This window comes from Bacillus sp. FSL W8-0645, assembly GCF_038007905.1.
Classification (GTDB): Bacteria; Bacillota; Bacilli; order Bacillales; family Bacillaceae; genus Bacillus; species Bacillus pumilus.
In genome coordinates, this window is sequence record NZ_JBBOYC010000001.1 from 562,520 (window position 1) to 580,430 (window position 17,911).

Annotated in this window: 21 protein-coding genes; 14 read left to right on the forward strand and 7 right to left on the reverse strand. The window is 40.4% G+C overall.

The window, feature by feature from the left end; all coding sequences use genetic code 11:
- Nucleotides 1-12 precede the first annotated feature (12 nt).
- Both NST39_RS02745 and NST39_RS02750 read left to right on the forward strand, forming a co-directional pair.
- Complete coding sequence (locus NST39_RS02745; RefSeq protein WP_341026886.1) at nt 13-519, forward strand: GrpB family protein; 507 nt, start codon at nt 13-15, stop codon at nt 517-519.
- A gap of 285 nt (nt 520-804) precedes the next feature.
- Entirely contained in the window at nt 805-1,008 is a 204-nt protein-coding gene (locus NST39_RS02750; RefSeq protein WP_003214229.1) for a cold-shock protein, read from the forward strand.
- 280 nt (nt 1,009-1,288) lie between these two features.
- Here NST39_RS02750 and NST39_RS02755 read toward each other — a convergent pair whose 3' ends face one another.
- Nucleotides 1,289-1,750, reverse strand: a complete 462-nt coding sequence (locus NST39_RS02755) for a CarD family transcriptional regulator (RefSeq protein WP_341026889.1) — start codon at nt 1,748-1,750, stop codon at nt 1,289-1,291.
- Nucleotides 1,751-1,998: 248 nt separating this feature from the next.
- Complete coding sequence (locus tag NST39_RS02760) at nt 1,999-3,048, reverse strand: NAD(P)-dependent alcohol dehydrogenase (RefSeq protein ID WP_341026892.1); 1,050 nt, start codon at nt 3,046-3,048, stop codon at nt 1,999-2,001.
- Between the two features lie 217 nt (nt 3,049-3,265).
- Between NST39_RS02760 and NST39_RS02765 the strand changes: the two genes are divergently transcribed.
- Nucleotides 3,266-3,667 carry a MerR family transcriptional regulator gene (locus NST39_RS02765; protein ID WP_044140590.1) on the forward strand — a complete coding sequence of 134 codons (402 nt, stop codon included), beginning with the start codon at nt 3,266-3,268 and terminating at the stop codon, nt 3,665-3,667.
- Between the two features lie 42 nt (nt 3,668-3,709).
- Here the strand turns inward: NST39_RS02765 and bglS are convergent, their stop codons facing one another.
- On the reverse strand, nt 3,710-4,441 hold the full coding sequence (bglS, locus tag NST39_RS02770) for a beta-glucanase (protein ID WP_065097497.1): 732 nt from the start codon (nt 4,439-4,441) through the stop codon (nt 3,710-3,712).
- Nucleotides 4,442-4,746: 305 nt separating this feature from the next.
- Here bglS and NST39_RS02775 point away from each other — a divergent pair, with 305 nt between their 5' ends.
- The 7 genes from NST39_RS02775 (at nt 4,747) to NST39_RS02805 (ending at nt 11,163) form a co-directional block, all read left to right on the forward strand.
- A complete protein-coding gene (locus NST39_RS02775) occupies nt 4,747-5,325 on the forward strand; it encodes a TetR/AcrR family transcriptional regulator (protein WP_341026894.1) in 579 nt (192 codons plus the stop codon).
- A gap of 72 nt (nt 5,326-5,397) precedes the next feature.
- Entirely contained in the window at nt 5,398-6,837 is a 1,440-nt protein-coding gene (locus NST39_RS02780) for a DHA2 family efflux MFS transporter permease subunit (RefSeq protein ID WP_044140593.1), read from the forward strand.
- 195 nt (nt 6,838-7,032) lie between these two features.
- Nucleotides 7,033-7,926, forward strand: coding sequence for an alpha/beta hydrolase (locus NST39_RS02785; protein ID WP_341026897.1), 894 nt, complete (start codon nt 7,033-7,035; stop codon nt 7,924-7,926).
- 143 nt (nt 7,927-8,069) lie between these two features.
- Entirely contained in the window at nt 8,070-8,435 is a 366-nt protein-coding gene (locus NST39_RS02790) for an MmcQ/YjbR family DNA-binding protein (protein WP_003213869.1), read from the forward strand.
- Nucleotides 8,436-8,536: 101 nt separating this feature from the next.
- Nucleotides 8,537-9,298: an SDR family NAD(P)-dependent oxidoreductase gene (locus NST39_RS02795; RefSeq protein ID WP_050945638.1), complete on the forward strand. Its 762-nt coding sequence runs from the start codon at nt 8,537-8,539 to the stop codon at nt 9,296-9,298.
- Nucleotides 9,299-9,403: 105 nt separating this feature from the next.
- Nucleotides 9,404-10,156 (forward strand): MerR family transcriptional regulator, encoded by a 753-nt coding sequence (locus NST39_RS02800; protein WP_065097493.1) that lies wholly within the window; start codon nt 9,404-9,406, stop codon nt 10,154-10,156.
- Nucleotides 10,153-11,163 carry an alpha/beta hydrolase family protein gene (locus NST39_RS02805; RefSeq protein WP_065097492.1) on the forward strand — a complete coding sequence of 337 codons (1,011 nt, stop codon included), beginning with the start codon at nt 10,153-10,155 and terminating at the stop codon, nt 11,161-11,163. Before NST39_RS02800 ends, NST39_RS02805 begins: the two co-directional genes overlap by 4 nt.
- Here NST39_RS02805 and NST39_RS02810 read toward each other — a convergent pair.
- Nucleotides 11,160-11,417 carry a hypothetical protein gene (locus tag NST39_RS02810; RefSeq protein WP_412072056.1) on the reverse strand — a complete coding sequence of 86 codons (258 nt, stop codon included), beginning with the start codon at nt 11,415-11,417 and terminating at the stop codon, nt 11,160-11,162. The genes NST39_RS02805 and NST39_RS02810 overlap by 4 nt on opposite strands.
- A gap of 388 nt (nt 11,418-11,805) precedes the next feature.
- Here NST39_RS02810 and NST39_RS02815 point away from each other — a divergent pair, with 388 nt between their 5' ends.
- On the forward strand, nt 11,806-12,954 hold the full coding sequence (locus NST39_RS02815) for a type II asparaginase (protein ID WP_341026903.1): 1,149 nt from the start codon (nt 11,806-11,808) through the stop codon (nt 12,952-12,954).
- Nucleotides 12,955-12,988: 34 nt separating this feature from the next.
- On the opposite strand, the gene NST39_RS02820 is transcribed toward NST39_RS02815, so the two are convergent.
- Entirely contained in the window at nt 12,989-13,888 is a 900-nt protein-coding gene (locus tag NST39_RS02820; protein ID WP_341026905.1) for an alpha/beta fold hydrolase, read from the reverse strand.
- 56 nt (nt 13,889-13,944) lie between these two features.
- Nucleotides 13,945-14,397 carry a MarR family winged helix-turn-helix transcriptional regulator gene (locus NST39_RS02825; RefSeq protein WP_065097490.1) on the reverse strand — a complete coding sequence of 151 codons (453 nt, stop codon included), beginning with the start codon at nt 14,395-14,397 and terminating at the stop codon, nt 13,945-13,947.
- A 205-nt stretch (nt 14,398-14,602) separates the two neighbouring features.
- On the opposite strand from NST39_RS02825, the gene NST39_RS02830 reads away from it, so the two are divergent.
- From NST39_RS02830 to NST39_RS02840, 3 genes are all read left to right on the forward strand, one after another.
- Nucleotides 14,603-15,208: a TetR/AcrR family transcriptional regulator gene (locus tag NST39_RS02830; RefSeq protein ID WP_106033097.1), complete on the forward strand. Its 606-nt coding sequence runs from the start codon at nt 14,603-14,605 to the stop codon at nt 15,206-15,208.
- Nucleotides 15,209-15,239: 31 nt separating this feature from the next.
- Entirely contained in the window at nt 15,240-16,439 is a 1,200-nt protein-coding gene (locus tag NST39_RS02835; RefSeq protein ID WP_282062233.1) for an MFS transporter, read from the forward strand.
- Nucleotides 16,440-16,615: 176 nt separating this feature from the next.
- Complete coding sequence (locus NST39_RS02840) at nt 16,616-17,401, forward strand: GNAT family N-acetyltransferase (RefSeq protein WP_341026910.1); 786 nt, start codon at nt 16,616-16,618, stop codon at nt 17,399-17,401.
- Here NST39_RS02840 and NST39_RS02845 read toward each other — a convergent pair.
- On the reverse strand, nt 17,396-17,869 hold the full coding sequence (locus tag NST39_RS02845; RefSeq protein ID WP_341026912.1) for a GNAT family N-acetyltransferase: 474 nt from the start codon (nt 17,867-17,869) through the stop codon (nt 17,396-17,398). The genes NST39_RS02840 and NST39_RS02845 overlap by 6 nt on opposite strands.
- Nucleotides 17,870-17,911: the final 42 nt, after the last annotated feature.

A 17,911-nucleotide genomic window follows, 5' to 3' on the forward strand; every position in this document is an offset into this window, starting at 1 on the left:
GGGGTGGAGCTTATGCTTGGATTACCAAGAGAGGAAGTTTTTTTAGTTCCTTGGTCTGCTGAATGGGGCAAAGAATTTGAAAGGGAAAAGAAACGAATAGTAGAGGTCATTGGGCAGTACACGGTGAATGTGCATCATATTGGAAGTACAGCAGTAAATGGTTTGAGTGCGAAACCCATTATAGATATTGCGATTGAAATAGATTGTTTTCTTGACGGGAAACAGTGTGTAACAGCTTTGCAAGAGCTTGGTTATTCATATAGAGGAATCAATGTATTACCTGAAAGACACTATTTCAACAAAGGAGAACCACGTACACACCAAATCCATATGTATCAAACAGGCAATAGGTATTTACTTGAACAGTTAAATTTCAGGGATTATTTAAGAAGAAACGAATTAGTGAGAAATGAGTACGAGCAGCTCAAACTGAACCTATCAAGTTTAAATAAAAAAGACAAACACAAATATGCCGAGGGAAAAACTAACTTTGTTCAGTCGATTTTAGAGAGAATTTAGATAAAGGTTGCTTTTCGTGCTGAAAATAACATATTTTATGCGCAAATGATTGAACATAGCTAAATGAACGTTTCATCATTAAATCCCTGTCTTATTTGTGTTACCATAGCACATTTTGTGCTCTTTTAAATCTAAATTGCAATTATTTCCGAATCATGTTACAATAAGATTAATTATTTTTGTTCGGCGTAAAGGATAGCATGAAGAAAGACTTTTCGTCTTGAGGATACTTTGGGCAAGGATAGTATAATACATTGTGTGATAACGCACTAGGAGGCAACAAACATGGAACAAGGTACAGTAAAATGGTTTAACGCAGAAAAAGGTTTTGGATTTATCGAACGTGAAGAAGGCGACGATGTATTCGTACATTTCTCAGCTATCCAAGGTGACGGATTCAAATCTTTAGACGAAGGTCAAAAAGTAACATTTGACGTAGAGCAAGGTTCTCGTGGAGCTCAAGCTGCTAACGTTCAAAAAACTGCTTAATCTTCATTTTTTAAAACAGGTTCTCTGTAGAGAGCCTGTTTTTTTGTACTTTCATTTATTTCTTCAATAAAAAACCCTACTCAGCGTACAAGTAGGGAGATGTTACAAGGTAATCGTAAAAAAATTCATGCTTCAAAGGTTTATCAACAGTATAGCATATTGGATTTACAATATGCGGAATTTGCCTAAATAAATTCTTTTTTCTTTCATTAATTGAAGGGTGGGTCAGAGAACTTGAATTCAAAAATGGTGAGGGATGCCCAAAAGAGCGGCAGATTTCTTAACAGAAACTTTTGATTTGTTTTTCTGTAATCCCTTCGATGACCTCTAATTCACTTAGCAAAAATTCATGGGCATCATCTAGCATTTTCTTTTCACTTGCATTTAGTGCTTTCTCTTTTTTCATACGCATCAGGTCACGTACAACTTCAGCACCGTCTTGGATGCTACCCGTTTTTATTTTGTTTGTATTAATTGTATGCCGTTCTTTCCATGTCGGTATTTGAACTGATTCGCCATGCTGGAAAATGTCCATCACATTGTTTAATGCCAGTATATCTGTAACAGGTCTAACACGTGAACCTGACATTTTCCGTGTTGGAATCATCACTTTCATATGACTGATTGACATATTAATCACATAGTACTGTTGTTTTTCATCAGAGAATTCTTTTTCTTCTATGGCTTCAATTATACCTGCTCCGTGCATTGGATAAACAATGTTATCACCAATTTGAAACATATCATCCGCCTCCATATCATGTATCTACTTTAAGGGTACCACACTTAGGGGTAAAATAATCAAATTTTTAATAATAACATGTTTATTTATTTTTTGTCAATAAATTTAGTTCTAAAAAAAAGAGATGATTTCATGAAAATGTTGGATGATTTTTGAACATATCCTCTAAAATCTCACTACAAGAAAAACAGGATATCCACCATTAAAAAAGACCAGCCATTGAGCTGGTCTTTCCAGATAGAATCCGATCATAATGTCGAAATATCAATGACAAACCGATAACGCACATCACTTTTCAGCACACGTTCATATGCTTCATCAATTTGACTTGCGTTGATCACTTCAATTTGTGGTGCGATATGGTGAGTAGCTGCGAAATCGAGCATTTCTTGTGTTTCTTGGATGCCGCCAACGAGTGAACCGGCAATGCTGCGGCGCCCGGTGATTAATGAAAAGACATGGAACTGATCTGGCTCAGGTGGTGCACCGACATTCACCAAGGTTCCGTCCACTCGAAGTAAGGACAAATAGGCGTCTACATTGATATTAGCAGAGACCGTATTGAGAATGAGGTCATATTGGCCGGATAGTGTTTTAAATGTATTAGGATCACTTGTAGCAAAATAGTCTTTTGCACCAAATGACAGTGCCTCTTCTTTTTTATTCAAAGAGCGGCTCAATACCGTCACTTCAGCACCAAGTGCACGTGCGAATTGAATGGCCACATGACCGAGCCCGCCCATCCCGACGATGGCGACTTTTTTGCCAGGACCTGCCTTCCAGTGCTTTAACGGAGAATAAGTGGTAATGCCAGCGCAGAGAAGAGGGCTTGCGACATCAAGGGATAGTTGATCTGGAATGCTGACGACAAAGCGCTCTGTCACGACAATCTTCTGACTATAGCCGCCGTAAGTTGGTTCCCCGTCATAATCGAGGTTATTATAGGTTTGGACGACTCCTTTCTTGCAATATTGCTCGTCTCCATTTTGGCAATATTCACAGGTGCCGCAGGAATCAACAAAACAGCCAACGCCTACACGGTCTCCGATCTGAAACTTCGTCACATCATCGCCGGCATCGGCAACGACTCCAGTAATCTCATGACCCGGAACCATTGGGAAAATACCGCCGCCCCATTCATCAAAGGCGCTGTGGATATCTGAATGACAGATCCCGCTAAATTGAATATCAATTAAAATATCATGTGGACGAAGCGCTCTTCGTTCAATGGTTGTCCGTTCAAAGTTCGCTTTTGCATGTGAAACACTTAAAACGTTTGATTGGTGCGTCTGACACATTCTAAATCATCCTTTCAAAAGTAAGATTCTGTTCTACTTCTATACTGTACGTCTTAAAGTGAACTCTAAGTCAATAGAGAACCCTCTTCAGGCTTTTCAACATCCTTAAATAAAGAATTGAGCCAAAAGCATCTTGCGTTCTCTATCAAATTGGAGATGATGAGAAGAAGGAATTTCATTTTTCATAAGGTGAGAGAAGAAGAGAAGGGTGAAAACAATGAAAATAGCACAAGCCGCCAAGCAGCTCAATTTATCTACTGCTACGCTCAGATACTACGAGAATATTGGTTTAATTCGACCGATCCGTCGTGATGAAAACGGTGTTCGTGATTATGCAGAAGAGGATATTCAGTGGATTGAATTTATCAAATGTATGAGAAATGCGGGTCTCTCAATTGATGCACTTCGAGAATATACGGCTTTATTTATCGAGGGCGAGGATCATACCCTGTCCTCGCGAAAAAGCATTTTGGTCAATGAGAGAGAAAGACTTGTAGAAAAGCAAAAGGAAATCGAAGAGACGATTAAGCGATTAGATTACAAGATAGAAAGTTATGAAGATATTATCCACAGTTATGAACAAAAGCTAGTTCATCAACTAAAAACCAGCTCTATTTAAATGAAGAAAAACCTGTGACTTGTCACAGGTTTTGTGATGTGGTTATCTTTTTGTGTAACGCACCCAGTTATAATGCGCGTGGAGTGGTGTAACACCGTTATAGGATCCGAGCCATTCATCGACACCTGCACCATTCCAGAGGTTCATCATAATCTTTCCTGGAGTTTGAGGGATTTGAGTAGTGGCAGTATGTTTTAATTGTCCGTCCACATACCATTTGATCGAGTTGGGCTGCCAGTCAAATGCATACGTGTGATAAGAGTTTGCTGCATCAAAACCAAGGTTGACGATCTTTTCATGATTTCCTACACCATTGGTATAGTAGTTAAACTGAACCTTTGTCGTATCTTTTCCAAGAAATTCGATGTCAATTTCATCCCAAGGCGTACCATCAGTCGGTCCTGTATAAGTAAAGAACGAAGACACGATCCCAACATTTTTGGCTGGTTTCATACTGACTTCATAAAGCCCGTAGCCATATGTTTGAGTGGAACGGTTTTCTCCGCAGTCAAACTTATTATAGGAAGGACTTGTGAGCGATAATCGCATTTCCCCTAACGACGTCATGGAGACATTGTTTGCACGCCACGTACAGTTAAACATGTTTCCATTCGAGTACCCATTGGCTTTTTGCCATAATCCCGTATTATAGTTGTTAAAAGGCTCATAAAACGATCCGCCTGTTTGGGCCGAGGCACCCGCAGTAAATGTGGATAAACTCAATACTATTCCAGTGACAAGCAGCATCAACATTCGTTTCACACGGTAAGACATGTAGGCATTCCCCTCTCTTATTTTGAAAGCGTTTTCTTAATTGATCATACATGATTCTCTCGAAATGGAAAATCGGTCTAATATATGATATTAAAGAGGATTTTTTACTAGATTTTTCTCTTATTTCATAGGAAGTTACGAAAGAAAATGATCTTTTTCAGGCTATTTACTAAAGAATGATTGACAAAGCGGACAGTTGTCCGTAAGATAATACCGGTACAATTGTCCTAATGAAAACCAAAAAGTTTTGATTGAACACATAGAGAGAAGTGCAATATGGATGAAGGTAAAGAAGGTGAAGCATCATGGAAAAGGATATTGGGAAGGAAATTGAAGAGGTCGCTTTTACTTTGTTTCAGGAATTTGGCGTGGAAAATGTCAGCATGCATAAAATTGCCAAAACAGCTGGTGTTGGGCAGGGTACTCTTTATCGCCGTTATGCCAATAAAAGTGATTTGTGCCTTTCGATCCTTGGAGAAAAATTTGAACAGCTGATCCCTGCTTTGCATCTTTACTTGAGCAAAATCAGTGACCAGCCGGTTCGTGAACGTTTGCGTTATGTGCTCGAAGAAATTCATCTCATTGTCGGTCATCATTTAGACTGGATTCGGATGCTTAAGATATCTGGGAATTTAGAGCAGACAAGCAAAGTGTATGACTGTCATTACAGTCAATCGCTTAGGCAAATGATTCGTGATTTGCTAGAAGAAGCAGATGAAAAAGGGGAAGCGAATTTACAGGATATTGAACTGACGACACTTTGTATGTCCTCTCCGATGACGCCTGAAATGATGTTTTATATTCATGAATCTGGTTATACAATCGAAAAAATCGCTCAATTCGCTGCAGAAAAACAGATTTTATCTGTTTTCAATAGACATTGAAGTGGCTCATTTCTGACCGTCCTCACTTCCTATGATTGATTTAAATTGAAAAAGAAAAGGAGCCAACCTACTATGAACAAACAGCAAGCAGCAGCTTCTCATATTCGAACGCTGCCCATTATTATCTCATTTATTACAGCCGGTTTTATTGGCCTGTTCAGTGAAACGGCACTAAATATGGCGCTGAGAAGCTTAACGTTAGACTTTGGAATTGAAGCGACGACAGCTCAGTGGCTAACAACAGGATATTTATTAACACTTGGTATTCTCGTACCAATTTCAGGACTCATTCTTCAATGGTTTACAACAAGACAGCTTTTCATGACGTCGCTCGTCTTTTCGATCATTGGAACTTTTATCGCAGCAGTTGCACCAGTCTTTAGTATTTTAATGGTGGCACGTGTCGTACAGGCAGTCGGAACAGCATTGCTTCTTCCATTAATGTTCAATACGATTTTGGTGATCATCCCGCCTCATAAACGAGGCAGATCTATGGGGATTATAGGTCTTGTGATCATGTTTGCACCAGCTGTTGGTCCAACGGTCTCTGGTCTTATTTTGAAATCGCTGACGTGGCATTGGATTTTCTGGATTTCACTTCCGCTATTAATAGCTGCACTCGTCTTTGGTTTTATCTTTATGCAAAATATCACAGAACCAACAAGACCGAAAATCGACATCTTATCCATTGTGCTTTCAACCATTGGTTTCGGAGGAATTGTGTATGGCTTTAGCAGTGCCGGTGAAGGCGGCGGCTGGAGCAGTATGCATGTGATCGTTGCAATTGCAGTAGGTGTCATTGGGATTCTTGTATTCTCTCTCAGACAGTTGAATATGAAGGAACCGATGCTGAACTTAAGCCCGTTTAAATATCCGATGTTTGTCATTGGGTTACTGCTGATCTTAGTGTGTATGATGGTCATGCTGTCTGCTATGATGATTTTGCCATTGTATCTGCAAACATCCTTGGCACTAACGACCTTTACAGCAGGTTTAATGCTATTGCCAGGTGGAATTATCAACGGTCTGCTATCTCCAATCATGGGTGGTTTATTTGATAAGTTTGGACCGAAATGGCTTGTGATTCCAGGGCTTGCTATCGTCGCAGTGACGATGTTAGGTTTTACCAATCTAAGTGTGAATACATCGATTGGATACATTGTGACCCTTCATATTACATTAATGGTCGGCATCGCGATGATCATGATGCCTGCACAAACAAATGGATTAAATCAGCTGCCGCCAGAGCTATATCCGCATGGTACAGCGATTATGAATACATTGCAGCAGGTGTCAGGAGCCATTGGTACTGCGGTTGGTATTTCGATCCTTTCATCAGGAACCCGCAGCTTTATGGAAAATGTGGCTGATCCTGCAAATCCGATGAACAAGCTGCTCGCCTTTACAAATGGCGTCCAGCATGCATTTATCTTTGCTGTGATCATGACCGTCATTGGTTTGATCATCGCTTTCTTTATTAAACGAGTGAAGGTAGAACAGCAAGTTTCATAAAACAGATGAAAAGCACTGAGGACTTAGCGCCGCAGTGCTTTTTTTATATTCTCAATGCTTGTTTCAAAGAGGGCGAAAATGGGGAGATAGATAAAAAGTGAACCAATGAGAATGTGCTGCTGATTCAGTAGAAGGAAAAGATGAAAAAGAAACGAATGAGTTAAGAAGAAATAAATAAGACAGGAGACTGAGATCATGAACTTAGAAGAACAAATCAAAATCGCTGAGTCATTACGTCAACCGGCTGAAGGTTCATTACCTAGTCAATCGGAACTAAAACCAGTCCATCCTCATGAAGTGAACAAAATGGAATATGACATTCCAACAAGTGCTGGAGAAACAAAGGTATGGGTATTTAAGCCAGTTAACACTTCAAAGCAGCCGCTGCCCGTTTTTGTGAATTTACATGGCGGAGGATTTATCCTAGGCAGTGCTGAAATGGATAACCACTGGTGTCCGGTCATTGCAGACCGAGCCCAATGTATCGTCGTCAATGTCGAGTATCAGCTTGCTCCAGAGCACCCTTTCCCAGCCGCTCTTCATGAATGCTATGATGTGCTGAAGTGGCTGTATGAACACCCTGATGAGCTTCAAATAGATCCTAATAGAGTAGCCATTGGCGGACATAGCGCAGGAGGAAACTTGGCAACGGCTGCTTGTCTCTTAAATATTCAAAAAGGGAACCAACTCCCGATTGTCTATCAAGTGCTTGATTATCCGCCACTTGATTTAGCCACTGATCCAGCACAAAAGCCAGCGTTTGAAGAAGCGATCCCAGTTGAAATGGCGAGGCTCTTTAATGCCTTCTATCTGCAAGGCCAAGATCCGCGCAATCCGCTCGTTTCTCCAATCTTTGCCGATCGTTCATCCTTGGCACAAATGCCACCAGCTCTCGTTATCACAGCTGAAAGAGATTCGCTAGCTCAAGAAGCCGAACAATATGCGGAGAAGTTAAAAGAAGCAGGGATAGACGTCACGTACAGACAGTTTAAAGGAGTTCCCCACGCCTTCACGCATGCCGGAGATTTAGAAATAGCTGAAGAGGCTTGGCATCTCATGAGTGATCAATTGAAGAAGGCGTTTGAATAAGAAAGAAGCATTGATTGATAGAAAAGCACAGAACCTAGCGGGCCTGTGCTTTATTGTTGTGAAGTGAATGAAAAAGATCAGATATATGCCTTTATAGTCGATATAATAGAAAGAATAGTAGACTTAAAAAAGGAGCGAATCTAATGGAAAAAGAGAATCTACAGGCATTTTGTCTTTCTTTAAAAGGAGTCACCCATGATTATCAGCCAGAATGGCAGGCAGATCGATATCATATTGGTGGAAAGATGTTTGCTATGATGGGCGGAGATGCGAATCGAAAGCCTGTTATCACTTTAAAATGTGACCCTCAACGTGCTGAAGAACTAAGAGAGATGCATGAGGGGATTATTCCGGGCTATTATATGAATAAGACTCATTGGAATTCCATTTACCTTGATGCAGACATTCCAGCTTCATTTGTAGAGGAGTTAATCGAACATTCCTACCAATTGGTTTTTCACAAATTAACAAAAAAATCTCAACATGACATCCTCCAACATGATGAATGAAGCTAGACAAGTCACCCCTGTGATTCTCTTCAAAATTGACTAGAGCAAAGTGCTGTCGTTATAATTTAACTAGTTAGAAGACGTTCATAGGGGGATATAAAATGAGCTATACAGTCATTACAGGAGCAAGTTCAGGTATTGGATATGAGGCGGCACTGGCCTTTGCAGCACGAGGCAAAAATCTTATTTTAGCTGCACGCCGGCTCGAGAAACTCCAAGAGCTGAAGAAGGAGATTCTTGATCAATATCCCGATATCGAAGTAAATATACAGTCTGTCGATTTAACCGACATGGAGCAAGTGTATTCATTTTATGAATCATTGGCTGAATATGAGCTCGACACCTTCATTAATAATGCAGGATTCGGCCATTTCGGCTCGATAGGAGAACAGGATGTAAGTAAAATTGGAGATATGCTTCATCTGAATATCGAAGCCTTAACGATTTTATCCACTTTATTTGTTCGTGATTATGAGCAAGTAGAAGGGGCTCAGCTGATCAACATTTCTTCAAGAGCGGGCTATACAGTCGTCGGCAATGCCGTCACCTATTCGGCCACAAAGTTTTACGTGAGTGCCTTTACAGAAGGACTGGCACTAGAGTTGAAAGAAAAGGGAGCTAAGTTACAGGCAAAAATATTAGCACCTTCTGCAACAGAATCGGAATTTGCAAAGCGTTCATTAGATGTAGATCAATTCGAATATGAAGGCAATATCAAGAAATATCATACATCAAAAGAAATGGCAGCTTGTCTGCTCGAGCTGTATGATCATGAAAAAACAGTCGGTATTGTTGACGGCAAGACATTTGATTTTGAATTGAAAGATCCGATTTTTTCACATGCTGGACCAAGTATGAAATAGAAATGACACATCACTGAGGGAAGATGTCCTCGGTGATTTTTTTATGGCATGATTGACTGTGTGGTAACCACATGGTTTAGACTATGTACACAAGGAGGGAATCTAGTGACGTATGTAACAAGTGGAGAAGTATGTAAGCTATTAAACATCACAAAGTATACGCTTCGTCATTATATAGAACAGGATCTCGTCCGCACTGCGAAGGTCGCTCAAAATGGATACCAATTATTTGATGAAAAAGAAATTTACACCCTTTATCAAATCCTCTTCTTAAAAAAGGCGGGGTTTTCTTTAAAAGATATCAGCGAGAGCTTTTCGAAAGAACCCGGTATGACCCTGTCCTATCGAGGTATGCTGGATCAGGTCGAGAAGCAATTACAGGAATTGAGCGAAGTGAAACAGCGTCTGGAGCATATGCTGTCGATTCAAAACAGCCTTCAGCTTAATCAAACAACGACTCAAGATCGGCCAATTCGTTATTTGAAACAGATCCCAGATCATCTTCTAAAGAGTGAAACAGAGCTCGACTTTAAACAAATCGTTCACCAAAAGGAGCTGGATCTGTCTCTTTTTGAGGAGAGATATTATGTGATCAATCTGCAAGATGACTTAACCATTTCTTATTATGTATCAAATGAACAGGATTACGATGTGAGACTGGATGCAGGTTCTTACGCGGTTAAAAGTTTTTTAGCCGAAGATGAAGAGAAAGTCATTGAAGAAATTGAGGCTTTTCTACACGAAGCTCCGTTTGACCAGCCTTCTTATATGATCTTATATGAGAATGTACCAGTCTCTGTCACGTACCAAGATTCCATGGTGTATACAGTTGAACAGAGAGCGGGGAATAGAACTTGAAAAAAAGGATTTGGCTGATCATCGCTGCATCGGCATTCATTTTTATCACAGCATTTGTATTTTATGAAAACAGCTTTGCTATGAATGAAAAGGAAGTCGTCATGGAGACTGCGGATGGGACATTATCAGGTATCGTCACAACACCTAAGAAGGAGTCAATAAAAGGAATTGTCCTTTTTGTACACGGAGATGGTCCACAAAATGCCACATATGACGGAGGATACAGACCTTTAATGGAACGCTTTGCAAAGCAAGGCTATGCGTCTATATCATGGGATAAGCCCGGGGTGGGTCAATCAGAAGGAAACTGGCTGCATCAATCCATGGATGATCGTGCAAAGGAAGTAGAGAATGTGATCAAATGGTCGAAGAAAGAGCATAATCTTCAATCAAAACAAATCATCTTATGGGGAGCAAGCCAAGCGGGCTGGGTGATCCCAAAAGTAATGACAGATCGAACCGATATCACAGCCTCCATCCTTGTCGGGCCTGCTATCAATTGGATGAGACAGGGAAGGTACAATACACTTCAAACATTAAAAGAAACGAATGCATCTCAAGAACAAATTCAAAAAACAATCGAAAAAGAAGATGAGCAAAACAAATTATTAGAAGAAGGCGCGGCATTTCGCACATATCAAAAGAAAACGGACGATCAAGAGATGACAAAAGATCGATTTGAATTCATACAAAAGAACATGAAAGCCGATGCCACTTCAGATATCAAGCGCATCCAATCACCGATCTATTTGGTTTTGGCACAAAATGACCGAAACGTAGATTCCGCTGAAACGAAAACGATCTACGAGAAAGAAGTAGCACCTCAATGGTTGCATATTCAAACAATAAGAGACGTAGAGCATTCAATGCTGAATCCGCTCATTCATCATTCCAATGCCCTGATCACATTAGCGGCGATCGCCGCACCGAAAGATTTCCTACTGAGCCAAGCGTACTTGGATCATTGTGAGCATATACTCGAGCAGCTAAAAACACCTTCACATTAGGTGTTTTTTTCATATGTTCTTTGATAAAGCAAAGAATCAAAGATCCAGTAGATGAGACTGCTCATGATGACGATAGGTATAGATACTGAACTCCCAATTCCATCAATCACAAAAAGCATGACAACCATTGCAATCAGTAAATAAGCAGCTAGATAAAGTGGATGGAAAACCTTTGGTTGCAAAGAAAACAACAACTGCAAAGGAACCGCAAAGACGAAATAATAAACAAAAAAGATGGGAACGTAAAATACCATAAACGTAGGCTCACCCTGAATCGGTGGATAGAAGCATACGAACAGACTGAGTAAAATCGAACTAAGGAATAGTGTTATTAGGATTTTGTGAAATGATTGAAGCTTTTGCAATATGTAAACTCCTTTTTGTAAAATTTACTATATTTTATCATAAATTGATGATCTAGCATCGTTTACTGTTAATAATTGAACAACCTCAATATTACCTTTTTTTTAAAAAAAGGTAGGTATTTAGATGTAAAGAAATGATTGTGATAATGACCTTTTTGCCTTTATTTGGTTCTGTAACTTTCGCCTCATGCTGATGAATGAAGGATTGGTATAAAGTAAACCCTATAGAAAGAGATATAGCTTTGAATCCATCACATTTAAGAAAAGAGATGATCGAATGAACGTAACAAAATGGTTAGGTGCTGTCCTTCTTTCTGTTTTATTAATGTCGACAGCAGCTTGTGCCAATACAAGTACTCAACAGAAAAATCAAAGCGAAAACGAAACCGCATCTAAGGAATCAAAAGACAAAACGACAGCCGTAGAAACAGGTAATAAGTCCTTGTCTAATATTAAGGTATTAGCGACGGGCGGGACGATTGCTGGCAGTTCAGACAGTGATACAGATACGACAGGGTATAAATCTGGTTCACTTGGCATCGATAAAGTCATTGCTTCAGTTCCTCAGCTCAAGGATATTGCAAATGTAACAGGTGAGCAGGTGGCGAATGTAGGCAGTGAAAATGTGGATGATGCTCTTCTTTTAAAATTAGCCAAACGAGTCAATAAACTCTTAAACGATGATCAAGTCGATGGGATTGTCATCACACATGGAACAGATACACTTGAAGAGACCGCTTACTTTTTACATTTGGTTGTCAAAAGTAATAAGCCAGTTGTGGTCGTTGGCTCAATGAGACCAGCGTCTGCTATCAGTGCGGATGGCCCGCTGAACTTGTATCATGCTGTGAAAATTGCATCCACAAAAGAAGCCAAAGGCAAAGGGGTCATGGTCACATTAAATGACCGAATTGCATCAGCTCGATTTATTACAAAGACAAACACGACCACAACCGATTCCTTCAAGTCTCTTGAGCAAGGCTACATTGGAGAAATTGCTGGTGAAGTGGTTTCCTTTTATAACGAACCAACAAGAAAACATACGTCTGAAAGTGAATTTGATGTATCAAACATAAAAGAATTACCACAAGTCGATATTTTATACGGCTATCAAAATGATCAAAAATACATGTATGATGCAGCAGTAAAAGCAGGAGCGAAAGGCATTGTCGTTGCTGCAGCCGGAAATGGAACGATGTCAACAGAAGCCATCAAAGGGGCAACAGATGCCGTGAAGAAAGACGTGGTCCTCGTGAGATCAAGCCGTGCAGGAAATGGAATTGTGACCCATGAAAAAATGGATGATGAACATCACTTTGTCTCATCGGATTCATTGAATCCACAAAAAGCACGCATTCTACTTATGCTCGCTTTAACGAAGACAAAAGATCCAAGTAAAGTGCAGGCATATTATGAAAAGTATTAATGAAGAAAGGGACCCGAAGCTTCGGGTCTTTTTTTTATACGTGCTCCTGATGATGCTCTTTTGCACGTGTTTTTAAAGAGAGTAAAATATCTCGCCAAATATCGTCTACTTCCGTAAGAAAATGTCCCGCTTCATCGATATAATAGGTTTTGACGTTTGGAATGTTAGGAGCTATTTTTTCTATTTCGACAAACGGAGCCATGGAATCTTCTTTTCCATGCCATACATCAACTGGGATTTGAATATCTTTCATATCGAATGCCCACGGACGCGAGAGTAAAACTGGTTCATGAATACATTCATCCACCGATTGACGAGTGGCTTCGTGTAAATGTGTCATCATCATCTCTAACTGCTCATCGGTTTGAAGGAATTGACGGTCCCACGGATGTAAATGCTTGTTCCCGTTTTTGGCCAGCTTCTTAAATTTCTCTGGTTTGTTCTCAATCATTTTCTTCTGGGAACGATAGCTTGCTCTTAATAGCCAAGGAAACTTCTTACTGAGGAAAAAAGCCAATTTGTTTTCTTTGAGCATACTTTTAGGCGGTTTTCCGTCTTGAAATGGCGTTGTACTTGAAATCAGAGCGGCTGAAAGGACTCGATTCGGCAATTGATAAGCACAGCCAGCAGCGAATGCGCCGCCTCCAGATACACCCATCACTGAAAAATGGTGAACGCCGAGATGATCTGCTACTTCCAACACATCTTTTGCCCAATCTAAAATCGTACGGTCAGGTTGAGGGGTAGATAAACCAAATCCTGGTCTGTCTAAACAGATGAGACGAACACCGAGCTCTTTAGAAATGGGGTCATCATCTAAAAACATCACTCTTGATCCAGGAGTTCCATGAAAAAAGAATACTGGAAACCCTTCAAGATCCCCGTATTCACACAAACCAATATGACGACCATCTTTTAAAAGAATGCTATCCATACTTTCATCTCCTTAATAGTTTATCTAACTTAAATGTTGGAGAAAGAAACACCGTATTAAGGCGCTTCTTTCGCAATCTGATAGATTTTTTCGTATAGAGACAATAATGTTTTTAAATCTTCTTTTGGAAGCTTTGCATAATATTTTTGAATGAGGTGCAATTGAATTTCTTCTGTATTCTTGTGAAAGTCATGGCCCTTTTGAGCAAAATCAACAATGATTTCCCGTCGGTTATGTGGATTAATTTCTCGTTTGACATAGCCAAGTTGTTCAAGCTTTGATACAAGCTGGCTAGCGGCACTTGCCGAAATTGAAAAGTAATCAGCTAGTTCGTTGATTGTTCTTGTTTTTGTCCGTAATAATTCAAGTGTCAGCTCTTGTTTGGCTGATAAATCTGCATATTCATGTTTTAAAAATCGTTGATACTCTTCTACATAGATGGAGCCTAGTGCATTCGAGTATTCAATGATTTTTTTACTGTAATGAATGATTTCTGCATCCAATGACATCACCTCTATTCCATTATAGGCAATATTTATAGTTAAGTGAAGTTAAATATTAAGAGAATTTAAATGAGGAGATGGCATAAGTGATTGTTTCGATGACTTTTTCATTGTATTTTGAAAAAGATCCATTTATAATAAAAAAATAAACCAACTGGTCGGTTTTGACTTGTCCTGATGAAGAAAAACAAGATAGAAGGGATTGTGAAAGATGACAAGTACACAAAGCGGGGCTGAAAAGAGCGAGAAGACGAAGCGAAAAATCGTCACCGCTTCACGTGATTTATTTGCAAAAAAGGGATATTCAGAAACATCTGTGCGAGATATTCTAGAGGCGGCTGAAGTGAGTAAAGGCAATCTTTATCACCATTTTAAAGGAAAAGAGTTTTTGTTCCTTCATATCATGGAAGAGGATCACCTCCTGATGATGGAGACGTGGCATCAGGAAAAACAAACGATGCACCAGGCCATTGATCAGCTCGCAGGATTTGCAGAGCTGCTCAGTCAAATGGGCATTAACTACCCATTAATGAGAGCAAGTGAGGAATTTTGTGCAAGTGCCTTTACATCAGACGAGGTCATGGAACGGCTGAACAAGATTGATGTCGACTTTGATGATGTGATGAGAGACATCATACTTAAAGGTAACAAAGATGGCAGCTGGTCGATCCAGCATGTCGAGTCAACGGTGAAAATATTATTATCCGTTTTTTACGGATTAGACGTGTTGTATAAAAATGATCCAATCGAAGAGAAAAAAGAATTACAAAAACAAGCGATCTCATTGATTATTCACGGAATCAACCATCATGAGTAACAATTGAATCAATAAAGGGGAAACAAACATCATGCAAAAACCGATTCGTGAGCAAAAAGCTGTACTCGTTATTTTATTAAGTAACATATTTATTGCGTTTTTAGGCATTGGTCTTATTATTCCTGTCATGCCGCTATTCATGAATGTGATGCATCTAACAGGGAGTACGATGGGATACCTTGTGGCGGCGTTTGCTGTGGCTCAGCTCATTGCATCACCTATTGCAGGGAGATGGGTAGACCGTTATGGAAGAAAGATTATGATTGTGTCAGGACTATTTCTATTTGCGTTATCAGAACTTGTCTTCGGTCTTGGGACACACGTGTATGTGCTGTATTTTGCAAGGCTGCTAGGCGGTATTAGTGCGGCATTTATCATGCCTGCTGTCACTGCTTATGTCGCTGATATCACGACCGTTCAAGAAAGATCAAAGGCAATGGGATATGTGTCAGCGGCCATTAGTACCGGCTTTATTATTGGTCCGGGAATTGGTGGCTTTATCGCAGAATACGGCGTACGCCTGCCATTCTTCTTTGCAGCAGGGATTGCCTTTATAGCTGTCATTTCGTCTATGCTTTTACTAAAGGAGCCATTAACAAAAGAAGAGCGAGCGAAGCAGATGGATCAAGTGAAGGAATCCACCTTCTTTAAGGATTTGAAAAAATCAATCCATCCAAGCTATCTCATCGCTTTTATCATTGTGTTTGTCCTCGCGTTTGGACTGTCTGCGTATGAAACGGTCTTCAGCCTGTTTACAAATCATAAGTTTGGATTTGGTCCAAAAGATATTGCGGTGATTATTACGGTCAGCTCGATTGTGGCGGTCATCATCCAAGTGCTGGTGTTTGGGAAACTCGTAAATACCCTTGGGGAAAAAAGAGTCATTCAGCTATGCTTGATTGTTGGAGCGGTGCTCGCTTTTGTTTCAACTGTCGTCTCAGGCTTTATGGTAGTCCTCATTGTCACATGTGTGATTTTCTTAGCGTTTGATTTATTGCGTCCAGCATTAACGACCTTCTTATCAAAAATCGCTGGCAATCAACAAGGATTTGTCGCAGGGATGAACTCTACCTACACAAGCCTAGGTACGATTTTCGGCCCAGCCCTTGGCGGTATTTTATTCGATCAAAATATACATTTCCCATTTCTATTCGCAGGTGTTGTCTTATTTCTCGGATTAGGCTTAACCCTTATTTGGAAGGGGAGGGCAGAAGAGCCTGCGGCAGAATAACAGAAAAGAGACCTTGAGTGAGGTCTCTTTTTTTATGACTGTGGCTTCAGACGATTCAATGCCTGTGCCATTTTTTGATTTTGATGCATAACAATTCTTGTTGCAAAGAGTCACTGCATGCGCGCATTTTTATATATATAATGGAAAAAAAGAACATGTTTGGAAAAGGGGGCGCCATGCATCTTTTGGAAAAGCAAAGGACAGCATCGATAAAAGAAGGAATTCGCCAGATCGATCCGGCATATCCAGTGTTTGTAGATGCGGTCATGGAAGGTTTTATACAAGGGGATCTTTATGTAGATGATGCAGTGCACCCTCGTATTTATTTTCTCGAAACAGCATGCGGCATTTATTATGTTGCAGGGAAGAGAGAGGAGGAGTTGTCACACTGCTCGGCGTTCATTGTGGATGTTTACGAAAGGCAGAGAAGACAAAATGGCCGGTTTACCGTATTTTCAGCGAATCAATCAACAGATGTGATGATGAAAAAATGTCTTGGGTCACATCTGAATGAGATGGAAAGACATGCGTACGTTTTTTCGCAAGCAAAATTTTATGTTCTTGCGACTCATTCAGGCTACAGAGTAGAGCGGACAAATGAACAGGTGATCAAGGCAAGCAGGGCTTTTCCTCCTAGCTATTACGAAGCCTATTGGGGGAGAGCGGCGCGCTTCCTATCAAAAGGAATCGGAGTTGCTATCTTAGATGGTGAGAACGTGGTGAGTGAATGTGTCTCCATTTTTTCAAGTGAAGATCGTGTGGAGATAGATATTTGGACAGAGAAAACCTGCCGGGGGAAAGGTTTAGCGCAGCTGGCGGGTCAGCAGATGATCAAGAGTTGTCTTGAAAATAAGAGGACACCGCATTGGGATTGCGATGTCCATCACCTAACTTCGATCAAACTGGCAGAAAAGCTAGGCTTTCAGCGGGCAAAAACCTATCGATTGTTTTACAGCTCATGATGAGAAGGTTTTGAGATACCAAGCATCCATTGCAGAATGCTCAGAGCCTTCAATCGGCTCTGAAAGAAGAGAAAAGCCATATCGCTGATAAAGGCCTGTAGCCGCAGTTAATTCCTGGCGGGTTTCTAAATAACATGCTTCATAGTATGTAGAGGCATATTGCAGCGCCGTATCCATCAGTTTTTTGCCAGCACCTTTTCCTTGTGCCTTTGGACTCAGATAAAGCTTTTGTAATTCACATATTCCGTTAGTAAATGGAGCAATGCCAACGCCGCCCACAATATCGCCATTCTCTTCAGCAATCCAATAGGCTGCATGAGTCAATGATTGATAGTATTCGAACAGCTGGTCAAGGTGGGGATCAGTGTAGGCGGTTCCTTCAATCGCCAGATTCGCCGATTCTAGTGACTGGCGGATAATCGCTGCGATATACGGGTTGTCTTTTTGCTCAATGGGTCTCATGTTCATTGGAAGTACCTCCATCGTCATAAAATAAAAAAAGAGAAAGTG